The sequence below is a fragment of the Streptomyces nanhaiensis genome, from assembly GCF_046614825.1.
GTDB classification, from domain to species: Bacteria; Actinomycetota; Actinomycetes; order Streptomycetales; family Streptomycetaceae; genus Streptomyces; species Streptomyces radiopugnans.
The window spans coordinates 24,901-39,525 of sequence record NZ_JBKJFM010000011.1; the positions used below are offsets into that span (position 1 = coordinate 24,901).

21 protein-coding genes and 1 tRNA gene are annotated in these 14,625 nt (G+C 72.4%); 21 read left to right on the forward strand and 1 reads right to left on the reverse strand.

Features of this window, described 5'->3' with window-relative positions; translation table 11 throughout:
* Positions 1-72 precede the first annotated feature (72 nt).
* The 9 genes from ACLIYP_RS05460 to ACLIYP_RS05500 all read left to right on the forward strand — a co-directional run bounded on the left by ACLIYP_RS05460 (position 73) and on the right by ACLIYP_RS05500 (position 5,251).
* The gene (locus tag ACLIYP_RS05460) at positions 73-969 is read left to right on the forward strand and encodes a hypothetical protein (protein WP_412712003.1); all 897 of its coding nucleotides are present in this window, start codon (positions 73-75) and stop codon (positions 967-969) included.
* Complete coding sequence (locus tag ACLIYP_RS05465; protein ID WP_412712004.1) at positions 966-1,568, forward strand: zinc finger domain-containing protein; 603 nt, start codon at positions 966-968, stop codon at positions 1,566-1,568. Before ACLIYP_RS05460 ends, ACLIYP_RS05465 begins: the two co-directional genes overlap by 4 nt.
* 117 nt (positions 1,569-1,685) lie before the next feature.
* Positions 1,686-2,768 (forward strand): DNA cytosine methyltransferase, encoded by a 1,083-nt coding sequence (locus tag ACLIYP_RS05470; RefSeq protein WP_412712005.1) that lies wholly within the window; start codon positions 1,686-1,688, stop codon positions 2,766-2,768.
* Positions 2,768-3,097: a LuxR C-terminal-related transcriptional regulator gene (locus ACLIYP_RS05475; protein ID WP_412712006.1), complete on the forward strand. Its 330-nt coding sequence runs from the start codon at positions 2,768-2,770 to the stop codon at positions 3,095-3,097. The genes ACLIYP_RS05470 and ACLIYP_RS05475 overlap by 1 nt, the downstream gene beginning before the upstream one ends.
* Complete coding sequence (locus tag ACLIYP_RS05480; protein WP_412712007.1) at positions 3,094-3,222, forward strand: hypothetical protein; 129 nt, start codon at positions 3,094-3,096, stop codon at positions 3,220-3,222. The genes ACLIYP_RS05475 and ACLIYP_RS05480 overlap by 4 nt, the downstream gene beginning before the upstream one ends.
* On the forward strand, positions 3,219-3,953 hold the full coding sequence (locus ACLIYP_RS05485; protein ID WP_412712008.1) for a DUF3846 domain-containing protein: 735 nt from the start codon (positions 3,219-3,221) through the stop codon (positions 3,951-3,953). The genes ACLIYP_RS05480 and ACLIYP_RS05485 overlap by 4 nt, the downstream gene beginning before the upstream one ends.
* Positions 3,950-4,237, forward strand: a complete 288-nt coding sequence (locus tag ACLIYP_RS05490; RefSeq protein ID WP_412712009.1) for a hypothetical protein — start codon at positions 3,950-3,952, stop codon at positions 4,235-4,237. Before ACLIYP_RS05485 ends, ACLIYP_RS05490 begins: the two co-directional genes overlap by 4 nt.
* Before the next feature lie 54 nt (positions 4,238-4,291).
* Positions 4,292-4,996: a hypothetical protein gene (locus ACLIYP_RS05495; RefSeq protein WP_412712010.1), complete on the forward strand. Its 705-nt coding sequence runs from the start codon at positions 4,292-4,294 to the stop codon at positions 4,994-4,996.
* A 24-nt stretch (positions 4,997-5,020) separates the two neighbouring features.
* A complete protein-coding gene (locus tag ACLIYP_RS05500; RefSeq protein ID WP_412712011.1) occupies positions 5,021-5,251 on the forward strand; it encodes a hypothetical protein in 231 nt (76 codons plus the stop codon).
* Positions 5,252-5,316: 65 nt separating this feature from the next.
* On the opposite strand, the gene ACLIYP_RS05505 is transcribed toward ACLIYP_RS05500, so the two are convergent.
* The gene (locus ACLIYP_RS05505) at positions 5,317-5,976 is read right to left on the reverse strand and encodes a DUF6221 family protein (protein WP_412712012.1); all 660 of its coding nucleotides are present in this window, start codon (positions 5,974-5,976) and stop codon (positions 5,317-5,319) included.
* Positions 5,977-6,120: 144 nt separating this feature from the next.
* Between ACLIYP_RS05505 and ACLIYP_RS05510 the strand changes: the two genes are divergently transcribed.
* From ACLIYP_RS05510 to ACLIYP_RS05565, 12 genes are all read left to right on the forward strand, one after another.
* Positions 6,121-6,465: a hypothetical protein gene (locus ACLIYP_RS05510; protein ID WP_412712013.1), complete on the forward strand. Its 345-nt coding sequence runs from the start codon at positions 6,121-6,123 to the stop codon at positions 6,463-6,465.
* A gap of 262 nt (positions 6,466-6,727) precedes the next feature.
* Positions 6,728-7,708, forward strand: coding sequence for a conjugal transfer protein (locus ACLIYP_RS05515; RefSeq protein ID WP_412712014.1), 981 nt, complete (start codon positions 6,728-6,730; stop codon positions 7,706-7,708).
* On the forward strand, positions 7,708-7,863 hold the full coding sequence (locus tag ACLIYP_RS05520; protein ID WP_412712015.1) for a hypothetical protein: 156 nt from the start codon (positions 7,708-7,710) through the stop codon (positions 7,861-7,863). The genes ACLIYP_RS05515 and ACLIYP_RS05520 overlap by 1 nt, the downstream gene beginning before the upstream one ends.
* Positions 7,864-7,873: 10 nt before the next feature.
* A complete protein-coding gene (locus ACLIYP_RS05525) occupies positions 7,874-8,383 on the forward strand; it encodes a hypothetical protein (RefSeq protein ID WP_412712016.1) in 510 nt (169 codons plus the stop codon).
* A gap of 408 nt (positions 8,384-8,791) precedes the next feature.
* On the forward strand, positions 8,792-9,028 hold the full coding sequence (locus ACLIYP_RS05530) for a hypothetical protein (RefSeq protein WP_412712017.1): 237 nt from the start codon (positions 8,792-8,794) through the stop codon (positions 9,026-9,028).
* A gap of 31 nt (positions 9,029-9,059) precedes the next feature.
* Positions 9,060-9,134 (forward strand) — tRNA-Leu (locus ACLIYP_RS05535).
* A 224-nt stretch (positions 9,135-9,358) separates the two neighbouring features.
* A complete protein-coding gene (locus tag ACLIYP_RS05540; protein WP_412712018.1) occupies positions 9,359-9,592 on the forward strand; it encodes a hypothetical protein in 234 nt (77 codons plus the stop codon).
* Between the two features lie 60 nt (positions 9,593-9,652).
* Positions 9,653-10,048 carry a hypothetical protein gene (locus tag ACLIYP_RS05545; RefSeq protein WP_412712019.1) on the forward strand — a complete coding sequence of 132 codons (396 nt, stop codon included), beginning with the start codon at positions 9,653-9,655 and terminating at the stop codon, positions 10,046-10,048.
* Between the two features lie 53 nt (positions 10,049-10,101).
* Complete coding sequence (locus ACLIYP_RS05550; RefSeq protein WP_412712020.1) at positions 10,102-10,644, forward strand: hypothetical protein; 543 nt, start codon at positions 10,102-10,104, stop codon at positions 10,642-10,644.
* Entirely contained in the window at positions 10,634-11,917 is a 1,284-nt protein-coding gene (locus ACLIYP_RS05555; RefSeq protein ID WP_412712021.1) for a PBSX family phage terminase large subunit, read from the forward strand. Before ACLIYP_RS05550 ends, ACLIYP_RS05555 begins: the two co-directional genes overlap by 11 nt.
* A gap of 33 nt (positions 11,918-11,950) precedes the next feature.
* The gene (locus ACLIYP_RS05560) at positions 11,951-13,483 is read left to right on the forward strand and encodes a phage portal protein (RefSeq protein ID WP_412712022.1); all 1,533 of its coding nucleotides are present in this window, start codon (positions 11,951-11,953) and stop codon (positions 13,481-13,483) included.
* A 15-nt stretch (positions 13,484-13,498) separates the two neighbouring features.
* Positions 13,499-14,611 carry a phage minor capsid protein gene (locus ACLIYP_RS05565; protein WP_412712023.1) on the forward strand — a complete coding sequence of 371 codons (1,113 nt, stop codon included), beginning with the start codon at positions 13,499-13,501 and terminating at the stop codon, positions 14,609-14,611.
* The last annotated feature ends 14 nt before the right edge of the window (positions 14,612-14,625 follow it).

Sequence of the window (14,625 nt, forward strand, 5' to 3'; positions counted from 1 at the left end):
CGGGGCCGGCCACCAGCCCCCCGCCCCGGGAGCACCACCCACGTACCCCGCACGACCAGAGAGAAGGCCCCGTTGACCATCGACGCCATGCACTGGGTGTGGAACTGCTCCCGCACCACCGGGAACCCCCGCCTCGTGTTGCTCGCGGTCGCCGACAAGGCACCGGGGCCCGACTGCACTGTCCGCATGGGCACCACCGAGTTCCGCGCCCGCCTCAACGCCTCGAAGTCCGTCGTCGTCCGCGCCGTCGACAAGGCCCTCGAATCCGGCGAACTCGTCATCGCCGAACCCGCCGCCGGGAGCCGCCCCGCGGCCTACCAGCTGCCGTTCGCGGTCGGCTACACCCGCCCCGCACCCATAGCTAGGGGTACCGAATCAGGACCCCTAAGCGAAAGCTACCGGTCCCAGATCAGGACCCCTAACGCACAGCAGGGGTCCCGAATCGAGACCCCTAACGAAACCGCTACCGGTCCTGAATCGGGACCGGGGGGGTACCGAATCGAGACCCCTACCGGTCCTGAATCAGGACCCCTTCACCAAACCACTCCTACCAGGAGTGGAAGCAAGCACGACAGCCCGACCACCCCCGCCGTCGTCATCCCCGACTTCGCCCGCCCCGTCGTCGACACCATCAGCCTCGCCGGCTACGACACCATCCGCTGGAACCTCGCCAGCAACGAGTGGCTGATCGTCCACGCCCTCATCAAGAGCCACGGCACCGAACGCCTCGCCCGCTGGGCCATCGAACAGTGCCAGCAGCGGCAGATCAGCTACGGCCGCTACTTCCTCTCCGGCTGGCGCGACCTCCCCCCGGCGCCCGAGCCCGCCCCCGACGGCGTCCACCGGCTCCCCGCGCTCCGCCCCGCGCCCGCCCCGGCCCCCACACCGCAGGCCGCCCGCCGCAACGCATCCCGCAACGTCCTCGACCAACTCACCCAGCAGCTCCGCGCCGCAGGAGGCAACCAGTGAACCCCGACCAAATCCCCCAGCTCCTCAAGCAGGTCTCCTACGCCGACCCCCGCGTCCTCCCCGACGACCCCGACGAAGTCATGGGCCTCGCCGCCCTCTGGGCCACCGTCCTCGCCGACGTCCCCCTCGACTTCGCCATCCACGCCGTCGGCAAGCACTACGCCACCAGCCCCTTCCCGATCCGCCCCGCGGACATCGCCGACCGCTGGCGCACCACCGTCCGCGACCGCATGACCCGCCACACCGACCCCACCCCGCCGGCCGACCCCGCCGCCTACCTGAAGCAGCTGCGCGCCACCCGCACAGCGGTCGCCACCGGGCAGGCCCCGCCCGCCGAGCACAAGCAGCTCACCGCCGGCCCCGCCGAAAACGTCGCCCGCCGCCTGGAGAACGTCGGCCGCTACATGCCCGACACCTTCGACCAATGGCGCCCCAACCGCCGCGGACGCCTCACCAACGGCACCGACCCCCTCACCGTCCCCTGCCCCTACGACGCCTGCCGCGCACCCACAGGCCAGCCCTGCCGCATCGGCCGCCGCGAACGAGCAACCCCCCACCCCAGCCGCACCGAAGCCGCCACCAGCCACCAGGCCGCCTAACAGCCCACCAGACGGCCACAGAGCCACAGGAAGGGCCCACAGCCCGCCACACGACCGCCCAGAGCCCTTCCCGGGCGCTCATCCGGTTCCAGCACACCCCGCACACAGGAGCAACCGATGCACCTCGACCTCTTCGCCGGCCCCGGCGGCTGGGACGAAGCCGCCCGCCAACTCGGCCTCCGCCCCGTCGGCCTGGAGTGGGACGCCGCAGCCTGCGCCACCCGCGCCGCCGCCGGACACCTCACCATCCGCACGGACATCGCCCAGTACCCCACCCGGCCCTTCACCGGCCTGGCCCGCGGGCAGATCGCCTCCCCGCCGTGCCAGACGTTCAGCGCCAGCGGCAAACGCGACGGCCTCACCGACCTCGCCCTGGTGCACCAAGCCGTCCACGACCTCGCCCACGGCCGCGACACCCGCACCAAACTGCGCGCCGCGGTCCGCGACGAGAGGTCGCTGCTGGCCGCCGAGCCGATGCGGTTCCTCCAGGCGCTCCGCCCCGAATGGGTGACACTGGAACAGGTCCCCGACGTGCTGCCGCTGTGGCGCCAGTACGCCGCCGTGCTCCGCTCCTGGGGCTACAGCACGTGGGCCGGGATCCTCAACGCCGCCGACTACGGCGTCCCCCAGACCCGCCGCCGCGCGATCCTCATCGCCTCCCGCACCCGGCCCGTGGCCCCGCCCGAGCCCACCCACGCCGAGCACCCCGGCATCGACCTGTTCGGCGCCACCCGGCCCGCCTGGGTGACGATGGCCCAGGCCCTCGACCTCCCGGCCGGGATGCGGGTCAACACCCGCGGCGAGCGGCGCACCGCCGGGGGCAACGAGTTCCCGTGCGACCGGCCGTCGTGGGCGCTGACGGAGAAAGCCCGCTCCTGGTGGGTGCTGCGGCACAGCAAGCGGGCCAACGCCACCGTGCGCCGCCTGGACCAGCCCGCCGGAACGCTGGTGGCCGGCCACGCCCGCCACGACTACCAGTGGGTGAAGGTCGACGGTCGCGGCGACCTGGAGAAGCGCCCGCTGCTGCTGGCCGAGGCCGCGATCCTTCAGGGCTTCCCCGCCGGCTACCCGTTCCAGGGCAGCGAGTCCCGCCGGTTCCTCCAGATAGCGAACGCCGTGCCGCCACTGCTGGCCGCGCACGTCCTCGCCGCCGCCACCGGCCTGCCCGCACCGGCCCCCGCGGAGGAGGTGACCGTCTGATGCCCCGCGCCCTCGACGGTCACCTCTCCCCCGGACAACTCGCCGCACTCCGCCTCGCCGCCAACGGCATGACCTCCCGCGAGATCGCCCGCATCCTCGGCACCACGGAGCAGGGCATCCACCTCCGGCTGAAGACCGCCTCGAAGTCCCTCGGCGCCGCCTCGCGCACCCACGCCGTCGCCCTCGCGTTGAAGCGCGGGCTCCTCGACCTGGACGACGTGACCGACCCGCGCCGCCCGGCCGGCCTGGTGCCCGAGGTGTCCATACGCCGCCGGTTCCACCACGGGCGCCGGATCCGCACCGTCCCGCTCACCGGAGACCGGCTGTGACCGCCGTCCTCGCCGCCCTGTCCCCGGCTGCTGGGGCTGTGCTGGCCGCGCTGTTGATCCTCACTCCCGCCTATCTGGCGCTGACCGCGCCCCGACACCGCTCCCGCAGGAGGAACCGACGATGACCAACGCCGTTCTGATCACCAACGACAGCCATGTCGTCCCCCTCACCCTTCCCGCCGCCCCTGACGACCGGCTCACCGTCATGAACGCGGTCCTCGGCTCCCACGGCGTCGAAGCCGCCGACCTCACCGACCACTGGACCATGTGGGTTGACGAGTCCTCCGCCATGTACCGGCGCCCGGTCAACGCTCTCGCGTCTGCCGTGCTGGACCGCTACGGCGTGCCGGGAGGCATCTGCGGCCCGGCGCTGATCACCGGACGTTCCAGGAAGGGAACGTGCCCGCTTGATGCGGACGGCGTGGCCGCTGTCCTCGGCGTCCTGGGTGAGCTGAGCACTGTCGAGTGGGGCAAGCCCGTCCCGGCCGGGGGCAGCGACCAGCGCCGCCAGCGGTACGACGAAGCGGTCGAGAAGGCCCTCCCCCGGGAGGTGCAGGCAGAGGAGTGGGCTGCCTTCCGCGGCACGATCGGCCTCGGCATCTCCGACACCGTGATGGCCGTGGCCGAAGCCGAGACCGCCGAGCTACGGGCATGCCTCGCCCGCCAGGCCACCAGCATCCGCGAGCTGGCACAGACGGTCCGCGACGCCGAGGCCGCCCTCGACCGCGTCCGCGCCCTCCACGTGCGCAACCAGAACACCGGGGACTGCGAGCACTGCTCAGAACGCGACTACCCGAACTACGCCGTTCCCTGGCCCTGCCCCACCATCCGCGCCCTCGACGGGAGCCAGCCGTGACCATCCCCCTCCCCGACTTCCTGATCCGCTACCTCGCCGAGCGCGACGCCCAGCGCGCCGACGCCGTGACCACGCTCCTCGCATCGCTCACCGACCGCGAACGCGCCCTGGTCAAGGACGCCGCCGTCATGGGCTACGTCCGAGGTCGCATGCACCCGCAGGACGAGGACCACCCCAAGGACCACGTGGTCCTGGCCGAGGTCATCGACGCGTGCCTGGCGCACCCCGACCTGTACCCGGCCATCGCCGCAGTCTCCGCCGCCCTCGGCCCCCAGCAGCAGTAGCCCGCCCCCGCCCGGCCGCCCCACCGGCCGGGCCCCGCGCCACCCAGGAGCACCATGAACACCACCCCGCGCCAGCACCTCCAGACCGTCATCACCGGCTGGCCCCACCTCGCAGACATGCTCGACACCCACACCGCAGCCCCCTGGCCCCCCGCCGGCCGCTACACCGACTACGAGCAAGCGCTCCTCGACGCCGCACGCCCCCTCGGCACCGTCCGCGAACTGGAGGTGCCCGCCGGGCAGCCCCCGCTGAACTTGGACGTGGTCGACACCGCCCGCACCGTCACCATCGCCCTCACGGAGACCGCGGACCGGATCGCCTCCGCCGTGCAGCGCGCACCCCTGTCGGTGGACATGGGGCGGGGGTGGTCGGACCAGGTGCACCAGCAGGCCGCGCTCCTCGCCGCGAAGGATGCTGCGGACCCGCGACGGTGGCCGTACGACCCCACGGACCCGCGCCGCACCGCCGTATTCGCTGCTGTGTGGCTCCAGCAGCGCCTGGACGACCCGAGCCCGCAGGACGGCCCGTTCCGGCCGCTGACGACGCAGCAGGTCGAGCGGATAGCCCGCGTCGCCGCCGAGGCCGCGCGCCGTATCGACACCGTGCTGGCCACCGCCCGCCGCCGGGAGCGTCTCCCGATGGCCTGCCCCCACTGCCGGAAGGCTCGGCTGACCGTGGAGGGCGGGGACGGGCAGCCTCCGGCCGTCCAGTGCGGCGCCTGCGGCTGGACCCGCACCACCCAAGAGACCGCCGCCTGACCGAACCCACCGAAGGAGAGCCCGATGACCGCGCAGACCAACCACCCCAGCTACCCCTACACCGACGGCGATGTGACCGTCCTCGGCCCGGAGATCTTCGCCAGCCTCGACGGCGAGGTGATCTCCTGGAAGGGCGAGAACTACACCCGGCAGTCCGCGCCCACCGCCATGGCGGACCCGAAGCCCCGACCGAAGCCGCCGTTCCTCGCGCGCGCCCTGTACGCCGCCGCCAACTGGATCGCCGCCCGCGCCTGATCCTGGGCATGCGAGAGGCCCCCACCCAACCGGGCGGGGGCCTCCACTGCTGCGCGGCTACTCGGCTACGGTCGCCACTTCTCGCGGTAGTCCGGGTGGTCGGCGTATACGGCGGCCCGGTTCTTGATCTCCCAGTAGTAGGCGGCATCCGGGCCGACGTTCGGGTACTTGGCCTCGCACCGGCCCTCGCACCACTTCTCGTGCGCCCGGATGAGCCGCCGTCCGGCCTCGACCTCGCGCAGCACGCGGGCCGGGTCGTGACGGGCGATGTGCTGGCCCACACCGTCAGCGTCGGCGTTCTCCGGAGCCGCCACCACGACGCCATCGTCCAAGTAGTCCACGACCGTGTACTGCTCGTACCTCGCTTGAGGCGGGCGGGCCGTCCACACGTCTGACTGCTCGTCCCAACACGCGGCCCGCGCTGCCGCCTCGTCCTTGTCTAGTTGGGCGCTGTAGAACGCGATCAATTCGTCCACATCTTCTCCTGGCTGCTGGGGTGCGAGGTCGGTGCGTCGGCCGGGCCGCTTCGGATTCGCCGCGAACCACACGGCCACCTCATCCGCACGGAACCGGGGCCGCGTGCTGCCCTCCCCCTGCACAGGCTGGGGGAAGGTGCCGCGCCGCCGGTAGCCGTGGACTGTCTGCCGACTGACGTCGTACTCCTCGGCGATCTCCGAGACGGTCATCAGCCGCACGCTCCCGCTCTGCTGTTCGGGGTTGGGCACGCCCGCCATCCTTCCCGAACCTCTTGACGTTGTAAAGAGGTTCTGCCAGTGTTGCACCGCACCAACAAGACGGCCCCCGCTCCGCCGCCGGCAAGCACGCGGAGCAGGGGCCGGCCAGACACCTGACTCGACCAGGAGCTGACCATGACGCAGCGTACCCAGCACCCCACCACCACCGGCAGCCCCCTCGCCGACGACCCCACCACCGCCGAGGCCCTCCGCCGCGCCCTCGCCGCCCCCACCCTCGCGGCCCGCCTCGCCACCCACACCGCCCGCTACCTCGACACCGTCGCCCCCACCCGGCCCGTGACCGCGCTGGCCTGGTCCGAGGCGCTCCGCCGCGCCCACCTCTACGTCCTCCCGACCGCCCCGGACCCGGTCGCGAACGCCGCGTGGGCCCGCGTCCTCGGTGCGCTGCCCGAGCTGCGGCAGGGCGAGACGGGCGGCGAGTACGCGCTCCGCCTCCGCGACGCCGCGAAGGGACTGTGACCGCCATGGCCGAGCAGCAGCCGCAGACTCCGCCGCTCGACGAGCCCACCGCGAACGACGACGACGTCGACCGCGCCCTCTTCGGGCCGTACGACGAGGAGCCCGCCCGGTGACCGCCCTGACCGACACCGAGCGCGAGGAACTGTCCCGCAAGGTCCGCGAGGCCAACCGGCGCAGCGAAACCAACCGCCGCTGACCCACCGCCCCAGCCGGGCCCGCACCCCACCGCGGGCCCGGCCACCCGACCGCCCCGGAGCACACCGTGACCACCCGCACCCTCACCAAGGGCCAGATCGGCATCCTCGCCGCCGCCGCCATCCCCATGGTCGCCACCGGCGCCGCCGGCGCCTACGGCACCTACACCAACATCAAGGCCGAGTTCGGCCGCGCCGAGACCGCCCTCGGCATCGTCGCCGCCGGCGAAGGCCTCGCCCTCGTCCTCGCCCTCGTGATGGTCGGCCTCACCATGCTCGGCCAACCCTCACCCGCCCCCGTCCGCATCGGCCTGTGGGCCGTACCCATCGCCGCGTCCGCCGTCGGCCTGGCCCTCGCCGACACCCTGACCGAGGCCGTCATCTACGGCATGAGCCCGATGGGCATGTGCGTCTCCGCCGAAGGCCTCGGCCTCCTCGCCCGCCGCATCGTCGTGCACCGCACCGGCGTCGACATGGAGGCGCAGCGCCGCAACGCAGCCACGATGCAGCGCCTCGCCTACCACCGGGCCCGCGCAGCCAAGCACCCGTCGAAGCGAGTGCGCTGGTACTCCGAGCGCATCTCGTGGCGGCTGGCCCGCAAGGTCGGCGTCGGGGATGCAGAGCTGGGCGTGCATCTGGTGCAGGCGCAGCGCAACCGGATGAGTGCGGGTGCGGATGCGGCCCTCGCCGGGATGCTCACCGCACCGGCTGCGGATGCGTTCGATGTGGTTGCGGCCGAAGCCGTGGCCGTCGCCGGGCCGCAGCCAGATGCGGCGCCCGCGGTCCCGGCTGCGCCCGCCCTGCCGCCCGCACAGCCCGCATCCGAGCCGAGCGCAGCCGCATCCGCCGCAGGTCACGGCCCGGATGCGGTGCGCGAGCTGCACGACGCGGATGCGGATGCACAGCTCCTCGAAGCCGCACTCCGCCTCAACGAGACCGCACTCGCGGAGACCGGCCGGGTTGTTCCGCTGCGCACTCTCCAGTCGGAGCTGCGCATCGGCCAGCGCCGCGCCCAGCGCATCCAAGCACAGCTCCCCAAGAGCGCCTGATGCATCCCTGGTTCGCAGCCGCATCCGCCGTAGCCGTCGCCATCGCAGCCGCAGGGCTCGCCGCAACCGACCGGCGTGCACTCGCACCCGTACTCGCCACCACAGCGTTCATCACCGCGTTCAGCGGCACCGTCCTCGCCGCCCTCTTCACCTAGGAACCCCACCGTGAACATCGTCACCATCGGCGGAGTCACCATCGGACTCGGCATCCTCGTCTGGTACCTCACCGCCTGGTACCCCGGCGCCAAAGCCCTCAGGAAAGCCCCCCTCCCGCACGCCGGCAGGCTCCTGCCCTTCATCGCCGCCTGGGCCTACGGCGTCCTCGCCATCCTCACCCTCGGCGGCATCGTCGGCTGGATCGCCGACACCGCCCTGTGGATCTCCAACTGGCTCGGCGACGTTGCCCTGGTCTGGGGCGTCGGCGGCACGACCGGCCAGTCCGCTACCGGCAGCTCCTACCTGCCCCTGACCCAGACCGGCACCGCGCTGGTGCTCCTCTCCACCGTGGCCGTGCTCGCCGCGGTGAAGAAGAGCAGGTACGGGCGGGACATCAAGGCCGGGGCCTGGTGCGGCATCTGCCTCGGCACTTCCGCTGGCATCGCCGGGTTCGCCGCGGTGCCGTTGGCGCAGGCCGCGAACGTGGTGGGGGCGACGGTGTACGGGGTGATCGTGTGAGCCGCCGCAAGGAGAAGGAGGTGGAGGAGCTGCCGGAGGAGCGCGGGCCGCTCGCGGGCGGCTGCGTCCTGGTGGTCCTCGGAGGTGGGGTGACGGCGGGTGTGTTTGCTGCCTCGCCGACGGTTGGGACGGTCGGGGTGTGGGTTGTCGGGGCGGTGGTTTTGTGGCGCTCCGTGCGGCGTAAAGGTCCGGACCTACCCCTCCCCTCCCCCACCGTGGCCCCCTCTCGTGGAGATGTTTTCGCAGGTGAGAGCGGTGAGGTCGCGAGAGTGGTTCGGGTCGCGGAAGGGGTCCGGATCATCCATCCGGTTCGGACGGAGGTGCGGCGCTGATGGAGTACTGCGGGAAGTGCGGATGGTGGACCCGGCCCCGCTGCGGGCACAACTGACCACGAGAGAGGACTGGCTCATGAACGAGATCGAACAGACCCGCGTAGGCGACCCGCAGCTGACCGCCGAGGACATCGCCCGCCGCCTCGCCGAGATCCACGCCGTGCAGGACGACAATGAGGCCGCACACGGCCTGGAGGACGCGCTCCACCGGGACGTGCTCGCCGCGATCGCCGCCGGAGCACCGGACGCCGAGCTGCTGGCCGCTGCGGCGCTGCGCACCGAGACGCTCGACTTCGGCCGCTGGTGCGCCTGACCGCCTGCCACACTGGAGACTGCGCGTGCTCAGCGGGGTAGCTCAGCCAGCTCAGAGCGGCCGGGCCAGCCCCGGCAGACGCGGGTTCAAATCCCTGCCCCCGCTGAGGACGCGCCACCGAGGCCCCGCCGTCGCGGGGACGGCGGGGCCTCACTACGGCTGTAGTTGCACGCGTGCGGATCATGCCCCATCATGGGGGGCACCTGCGGCATGCCCAGACAAAAACGCTCCGGCCCCCGACCCTCACCGGCGGGGGCCGTTGTCATTCCCGCCAGCGCCCCGGAGGCCGCCATGCCCCGCTACCGCAAGAAGCCCGTCGAAGTCGAAGCCATGCGGTTCACCGACCTCGACTCCTACCTCGGCATCGTCGCGTGGTGGAAGGAGCAGAACACCGGCACCCTCGCCGCTGAGGAGATGTTCGAGTACCGCCACCCGATCATGCTGATCAACACGCTCGAAGGCACGATGTCCGCCAGTCCAGGCGACTACGTCATCCGTGGCGTGCAGGGCGAGATCTACCCCTGCAAGCCGGACATCTTCGAAGCCACCTACGAGCCCGCCTGACCGCGTCACGACTCCGCAACACCCCCGCCGCGCACGCCCGCGAGCGGACACCATGACCGGATGCGCATCCGACACACCGCCGCCACCGCTGCGGCCACCATGCTCCTCGCCCTCACCACCGCCTGCACCAGCAGCAGCGACAACGGCGACACCGCCAAGCCCGCCGCGCCGAAGTACGAGATCACCCACCAGGACGACACCGGCAACCAGCGCGAAGTCGTCGTGGAAGTCGAGACGACCAAGAACCTCGAAGCGGTCTTCGAGGACGTCGCCGGGAAGCTGGACGACGAGGCCGGGTACTTCGTCCTCATCAACTGCACCAGTGGCGGCGCGAAGGCCGCGGACAACCGCCTCGCCAACGGCCGCGTCGCCGTCGGCAAGATGGGCGCCGCGAGCACCGGCATGAACGAGGGCGACCGCGAGTTCGAGCCCGTGAAGGGCGCCACCTGCCCCTGACCCGCCGGCCTTCTCTCGGCGGGACACACAACGCCCGCCGGGAGGAGGCCCCTGTGGCACACCGACGCGACCAACGCCCCGTCACCCAGGACGACTACGACGCCGTCGCCCGCCTCCATGCTGAAGGGCTCGGCCGGAACGAGATCGCCCGGCGCATCGACCGCGCCCAGCGCACCGTCAGCGTCATCGCCGCCGAACTCGGCCTCACCTTCGACACCACGATGACCGAAGAGGCCACCCGCCACCGCGTCGCCCAGCTCGCCGAGCGCCGCGCCATCCTCGCCGAAGCGCTCCAAGGCGACGCCGAGCGCCTCACAGAGCAGCTCTGGCAGCCCTCGAAGGTGTGGAACTTCGGCGGCAAGGACAACAAGTACGCCGAGCGCACCGTGCCCGAACCGCCGGCCGACGCGAAGAAGAACCTCATGGCCGCCGCCGGGATGGCCATCGACCGGTCCCTCAAGCTCGTACCGCCCGACACCGACCGGGGCGAGGACGCGGCGCGCGGCATGGTCGGCCAGCTGCTCACCGGACTGACCGCGATCTACCGCGACCAGCAGGAGCAGCCCAACGGCGAGGGGGACGGTGATGCTCCGTGACCTCGACCTGCCGCTGTCCCGACGCCAGATCGCGTCGATCGTGGAGGCGCAGGACGCCCCGCTAGCGCTGTGGTCCGGGGCGGTGTCCAGCGGCAAGACGATCGCCAGCCTGATCGCGTTCCTGATCCGCCTCACCCTCGCCCCGGACCACGGGCTGATCGTCATCGTCGGCCGCACACTCCAGACCATCGAACGGAACCTCCTCGACCCGCTCCAGTCGGTGCACCTGTTCGGGCCTCTCGCCCGGCACGTCCACCACACCACCGGCAGCACCACGGCCGTGATCCTCGGCCGCACCGTCCACCTTGTAGGCGCGAGCGACGCGCGGGCGGAAGGCCGCATCCGCGGATCCACCATCGCCCTGGCCTACGTGGACGAGGCCACGCTGGTGCCGCACTCGTTCTGGATGATGCTGCTGTCCCGGCTCCGCGTCGGCAACCAGTCGAGGTTGATCGCCACTACGAACCCGGACGGCCCGTTCCACTGGCTGCGGCGCGAGTTCATCCTCCGCGCCGACGAGGTCGGCCTGTCGCACTGGCACTTCACCCTGGACGACAACCCGTCGGCCGACCCCGGCGTCATCGCCCGCCTCAAAGCGCAGTACACCGGGCTGTGGTACCGGCGGTTCATCCTCGGCGAGTGGTGCCTCGCGCACGGCGCGATCTACGAGATGTTCGACCCCGACCGGCACGTCGTCACCGACCTGCCGCCGATTCGCCGGTGGCTGTGCGACGCCATCGACTACGGCACCGTCAACCCGTTCGCGGACGTCCTGCTGGGGCTCGGTGACGACATGCGGCTGTACGCCGTCTCGGAGTACCGGTACGACTCGCGGCGCGAGCGGAGGCAGCTCACCGACGCCGAGTACAGCCAGGCCCGTCGCCGGTGGCTCGCCGCCGTCCCACACCCTCAGTCGAATGTGGCCGGGGTGCGGCCGGAGTGGACCGTCGTGGACCCGTCCGCCTCCTCGTTCATCGAGCAGCTGCACCGCGACGGCACGGCCAGCGTCACCCCGGCCGACAACACCGTGCTGGACGGCATCCGAACCGTCTCCACGCTGCTGTCCGCCGACCGGCTCCGCGTGCACCGCTCCTGCACTGGGCTGATCGATGAGCTGCCGGGCTACTCGTGGGATCCGGACGCGGCGGAGCGCGGCGAGGACAAGCCGATCAAGGCCGACGACCACTCGTGTGACGCCCTCCGGTACGGCGTCCGGACCACTGAGGCGCTGTGGCGCCCGCACATCCCGACCCTGCTGGAGGTAGCGGCATGACCGCCCACCACACCAAGGAGGTGACCACCAGCCATGCCGCTGCCCGACACTGACGTCACCTGGCCCCCCACCGACCCCACCATCCGCACCGCCCTCGCCGACTGGGACGCCTGGTACAGCTCAGACCCGGACCGGCTCGCCAACCGGTACACCGACCGCGGATTCCGCGAGCTGCCCGAGTCCAGGCCGGCGCAGTACCGCAACGGCGTCCTCGGCCGCCTGGCCCGCTGGTTCTGGGGCAACCCCACCCCGCCCGGCGAGAAGGTCAACAAGCTGCACGTGCCGCTGGCCGGGGACATCGCCCGCGTCTCCAGCGAGCTGCTGTTCGCCGAGCCGCCGCGGCTGCTCACCGACCACACCGGCACCCAGGACGCCCTCGACACGCTCATGCACGAGGGGCTGCACCCGACGCTGCTGGAGGCCGGAGAGGTGTGCTCCGCGCTCGGCGGCGCATACCTGCGGATCGTGTGGGACGAGGACATCAGCCCCCTGCCGTGGATCGACACCGTCCCGGCCGACCGGGCGCACCCCGAGTTCGCCTACGGCCGCCTGCGCGCCGTCACGTTCTGGTCTGTGCTGCACGCCGACGGGAACACCGTGCTGCGGCACCTGGAGCGGCACGAGCGCGGCGCGATCCTCCACGGCCTGTACGAGGGCAACCTCGGCACCCTCGGTCGGCGGATCCCGCTGGCGGAGCACCCGGCAACCGCGCCGCTGGCCGGGCTGCTGGACGGCGACAACTACATCCTGACCGGCGCCCCCGACCACCTGACGGCCGCCTACATCCCGAACGTGCGCCCGGCGCGGGCGTGGCGGAACCTGCCCGCCGCGGCGGGGTGGGGGCAGTCGGATTTCCAGGGCATCGAGGGCGTCATGGACGCGCTGGACGAGACGTACTCCTCGTGGATGCGGGACGTGCAGAACGGCAAGGGCCGCGTCATCGTCCCCAACTCGATGCTGGAGACGGAGGGCCCGGGGCAGGGCGCCATGTGGCATGAGGAGCGCCGCATCTACTCCGGGCTGAACATGCTGCCCAAGGTCAACGATCCGAACCCGATCGAGGTCGTTCAGTTCGACATCAGAGTGGAGGAGCACCGCGACACGTGCGCGGAGCTGATCGAGCGGGCCGTCCGCATGGCCGGATACTCCGCCGCGACGTTCGGTGAGGGCGGCGAGGGCGCGTCAGCGGTGACAGCGACGGAGATCCGCGCGAGGCAGCGCCGCAGCATGACCACCCGTGGCCGCAAGGCCCTGTACGCGGGGCCGGCGCTCGGCGCGATCGGTGAGGCGTGGCTGGCAGTCGCCGCTGGGGACCGGTTCCGGACGCCGGGGCTGGAGGTCGGCCGGCCGAGGGTGGAGTTCCAGGACTCCATCAGCGAGAGCCCGCGGGAGTTGGCGGAGACGGCGGATCTGATGCATCAGGCGGCGGCCGCGTCGACGGAGACGCGGGTTCGGTTGCTGCATCCGGACTGGGATGACGCTGCGGTGCAGGCGGAGACGGATCGGGTGATGGCCGAGACAGGGGTGGCGGTGCCGTCGCCGGGCCAGGACGGGCTCCTGCCGTAGCCGAGGGGGTGGGCGGTGGCGATCAGCCCGGACATGGCCGAAGACCTCGCCCGCGCGGTCTCCTCGCTGTACGAGGAGGCGGAGCTGGTTCTCGTGGAGCGGATCCGGGCGGCGCTCGCGCAGGGCCTGGAGTCTCCACGCTGGGCCGAGTTGAAGGCCCGCGCGCTCGGCGACCTTTCCGCGGCCGTGCAGGCCGTCATCGACGCCCTCGCCGCTGACGCCACCGACGCGACCGCGCAGGCCGTGGCCGAGGCGTACACCAGGGGGCAACAGGCTGCCGTGGCCGAGTTGGGCGCGGTGGGTGTGGGGCAGGCCGCGGCGGCGGCCGAGGCGATTCCGGCTGGGGCGGCCGTGGATCGTCTCGCCGCTGCTGCGGTCGAGGAGACGTCGTCGGTGCACCAGCGGATCCTCCGCGCCTCGATGGACGCGTACCGGGACGTGATCGCCCGCGCGTCCGCGGCACCGCTGACCGGGGCGAACACACGGCGGCAGGCCGCACAGCGCGCCCTCGATAAGTTCGCCGCCCGGGGCATCACCGGGTTCATCGACGCCCGCGGCCGCGCGTGGGACATGGTGTCCTACACCGAGATGGCCACTCGCTCGGCGGTCGGCCGGGCCGCGGTGCAGGCGCACACGGATCGGCTCGGCGCTGCCGGGGTGGAGCTGGTGCGGGTGTCGCGGGCGCCGGAGGAGTGCCCGCTGTGCCGCCCCTGGGAGGGCAAGGTGCTGCTGCGCGAGGGGCCGGGCGGCGGGCGGACGGTGCAGGTGCGGCACGCCACCGAGAACCGGACCGTGACGGTGCGGGTGTCCGGGTCGCTACGGGAGGCCCGCGAGGCCGGGCTCCTCCACCCGAACTGCCGGCACCAGGTGTCCGCGTACTTCCCTGGCCTGTCGCGGGCGCTGGAGCCCGTGGAACAGCGCGGCACCTACGAGGACACGCAGCAGCAGCGGTACCTGGAACGGCAGGTAAGGGCCTGGAAGCGCCGTGCCGCCGCCGCCATGACCGAGGACGCGCGCCGCCGCGCGAACGCGCGGGTGCGCGCCTACCAGGCCCGCATCCGCGAACTCACCGCGGACACCGGCCTGCCGCGCAAGAGCCACCGGGAGCAAATCACCGGCTCCCGATGAACAGCTTCCGGCAC

What these genes read in the sequence shown, in the direction of transcription:
- ACLIYP_RS05475 (WP_412712006.1), top strand. Translation starts at nt 2,768, where the DNA reads ATGCCCCGCGCCCTCGACGGTCACCTCTCCCCCGGACAACTCGCCGCA.
- ACLIYP_RS05545 (WP_412712019.1), top strand. Translation starts at nt 9,653, where the DNA reads ATGCGCATCCGACACACCGCCGCCACCGCTGCGGCCACCATGCTCCTC.
- ACLIYP_RS05470 (WP_412712005.1), top strand. Translation starts at nt 1,686, where the DNA reads ATGCACCTCGACCTCTTCGCCGGCCCCGGCGGCTGGGACGAAGCCGCC.
- ACLIYP_RS05555 (WP_412712021.1), top strand. Translation starts at nt 10,634, where the DNA reads ATGCTCCGTGACCTCGACCTGCCGCTGTCCCGACGCCAGATCGCGTCG.
- ACLIYP_RS05540 (WP_412712018.1), top strand. Translation starts at nt 9,359, where the DNA reads ATGCGGTTCACCGACCTCGACTCCTACCTCGGCATCGTCGCGTGGTGG.
- ACLIYP_RS05495 (WP_412712010.1), top strand. Translation starts at nt 4,292, where the DNA reads ATGAACACCACCCCGCGCCAGCACCTCCAGACCGTCATCACCGGCTGG.
- ACLIYP_RS05500 (WP_412712011.1), top strand. Translation starts at nt 5,021, where the DNA reads ATGACCGCGCAGACCAACCACCCCAGCTACCCCTACACCGACGGCGAT.
- ACLIYP_RS05520 (WP_412712015.1), top strand. Translation starts at nt 7,708, where the DNA reads ATGCATCCCTGGTTCGCAGCCGCATCCGCCGTAGCCGTCGCCATCGCA.
- ACLIYP_RS05510 (WP_412712013.1), top strand. Translation starts at nt 6,121, where the DNA reads ATGACGCAGCGTACCCAGCACCCCACCACCACCGGCAGCCCCCTCGCC.
- ACLIYP_RS05560 (WP_412712022.1), top strand. Translation starts at nt 11,951, where the DNA reads ATGCCGCTGCCCGACACTGACGTCACCTGGCCCCCCACCGACCCCACC.
- ACLIYP_RS05530 (WP_412712017.1), top strand. Translation starts at nt 8,792, where the DNA reads ATGAACGAGATCGAACAGACCCGCGTAGGCGACCCGCAGCTGACCGCC.
- ACLIYP_RS05485 (WP_412712008.1), top strand. Translation starts at nt 3,219, where the DNA reads ATGACCAACGCCGTTCTGATCACCAACGACAGCCATGTCGTCCCCCTC.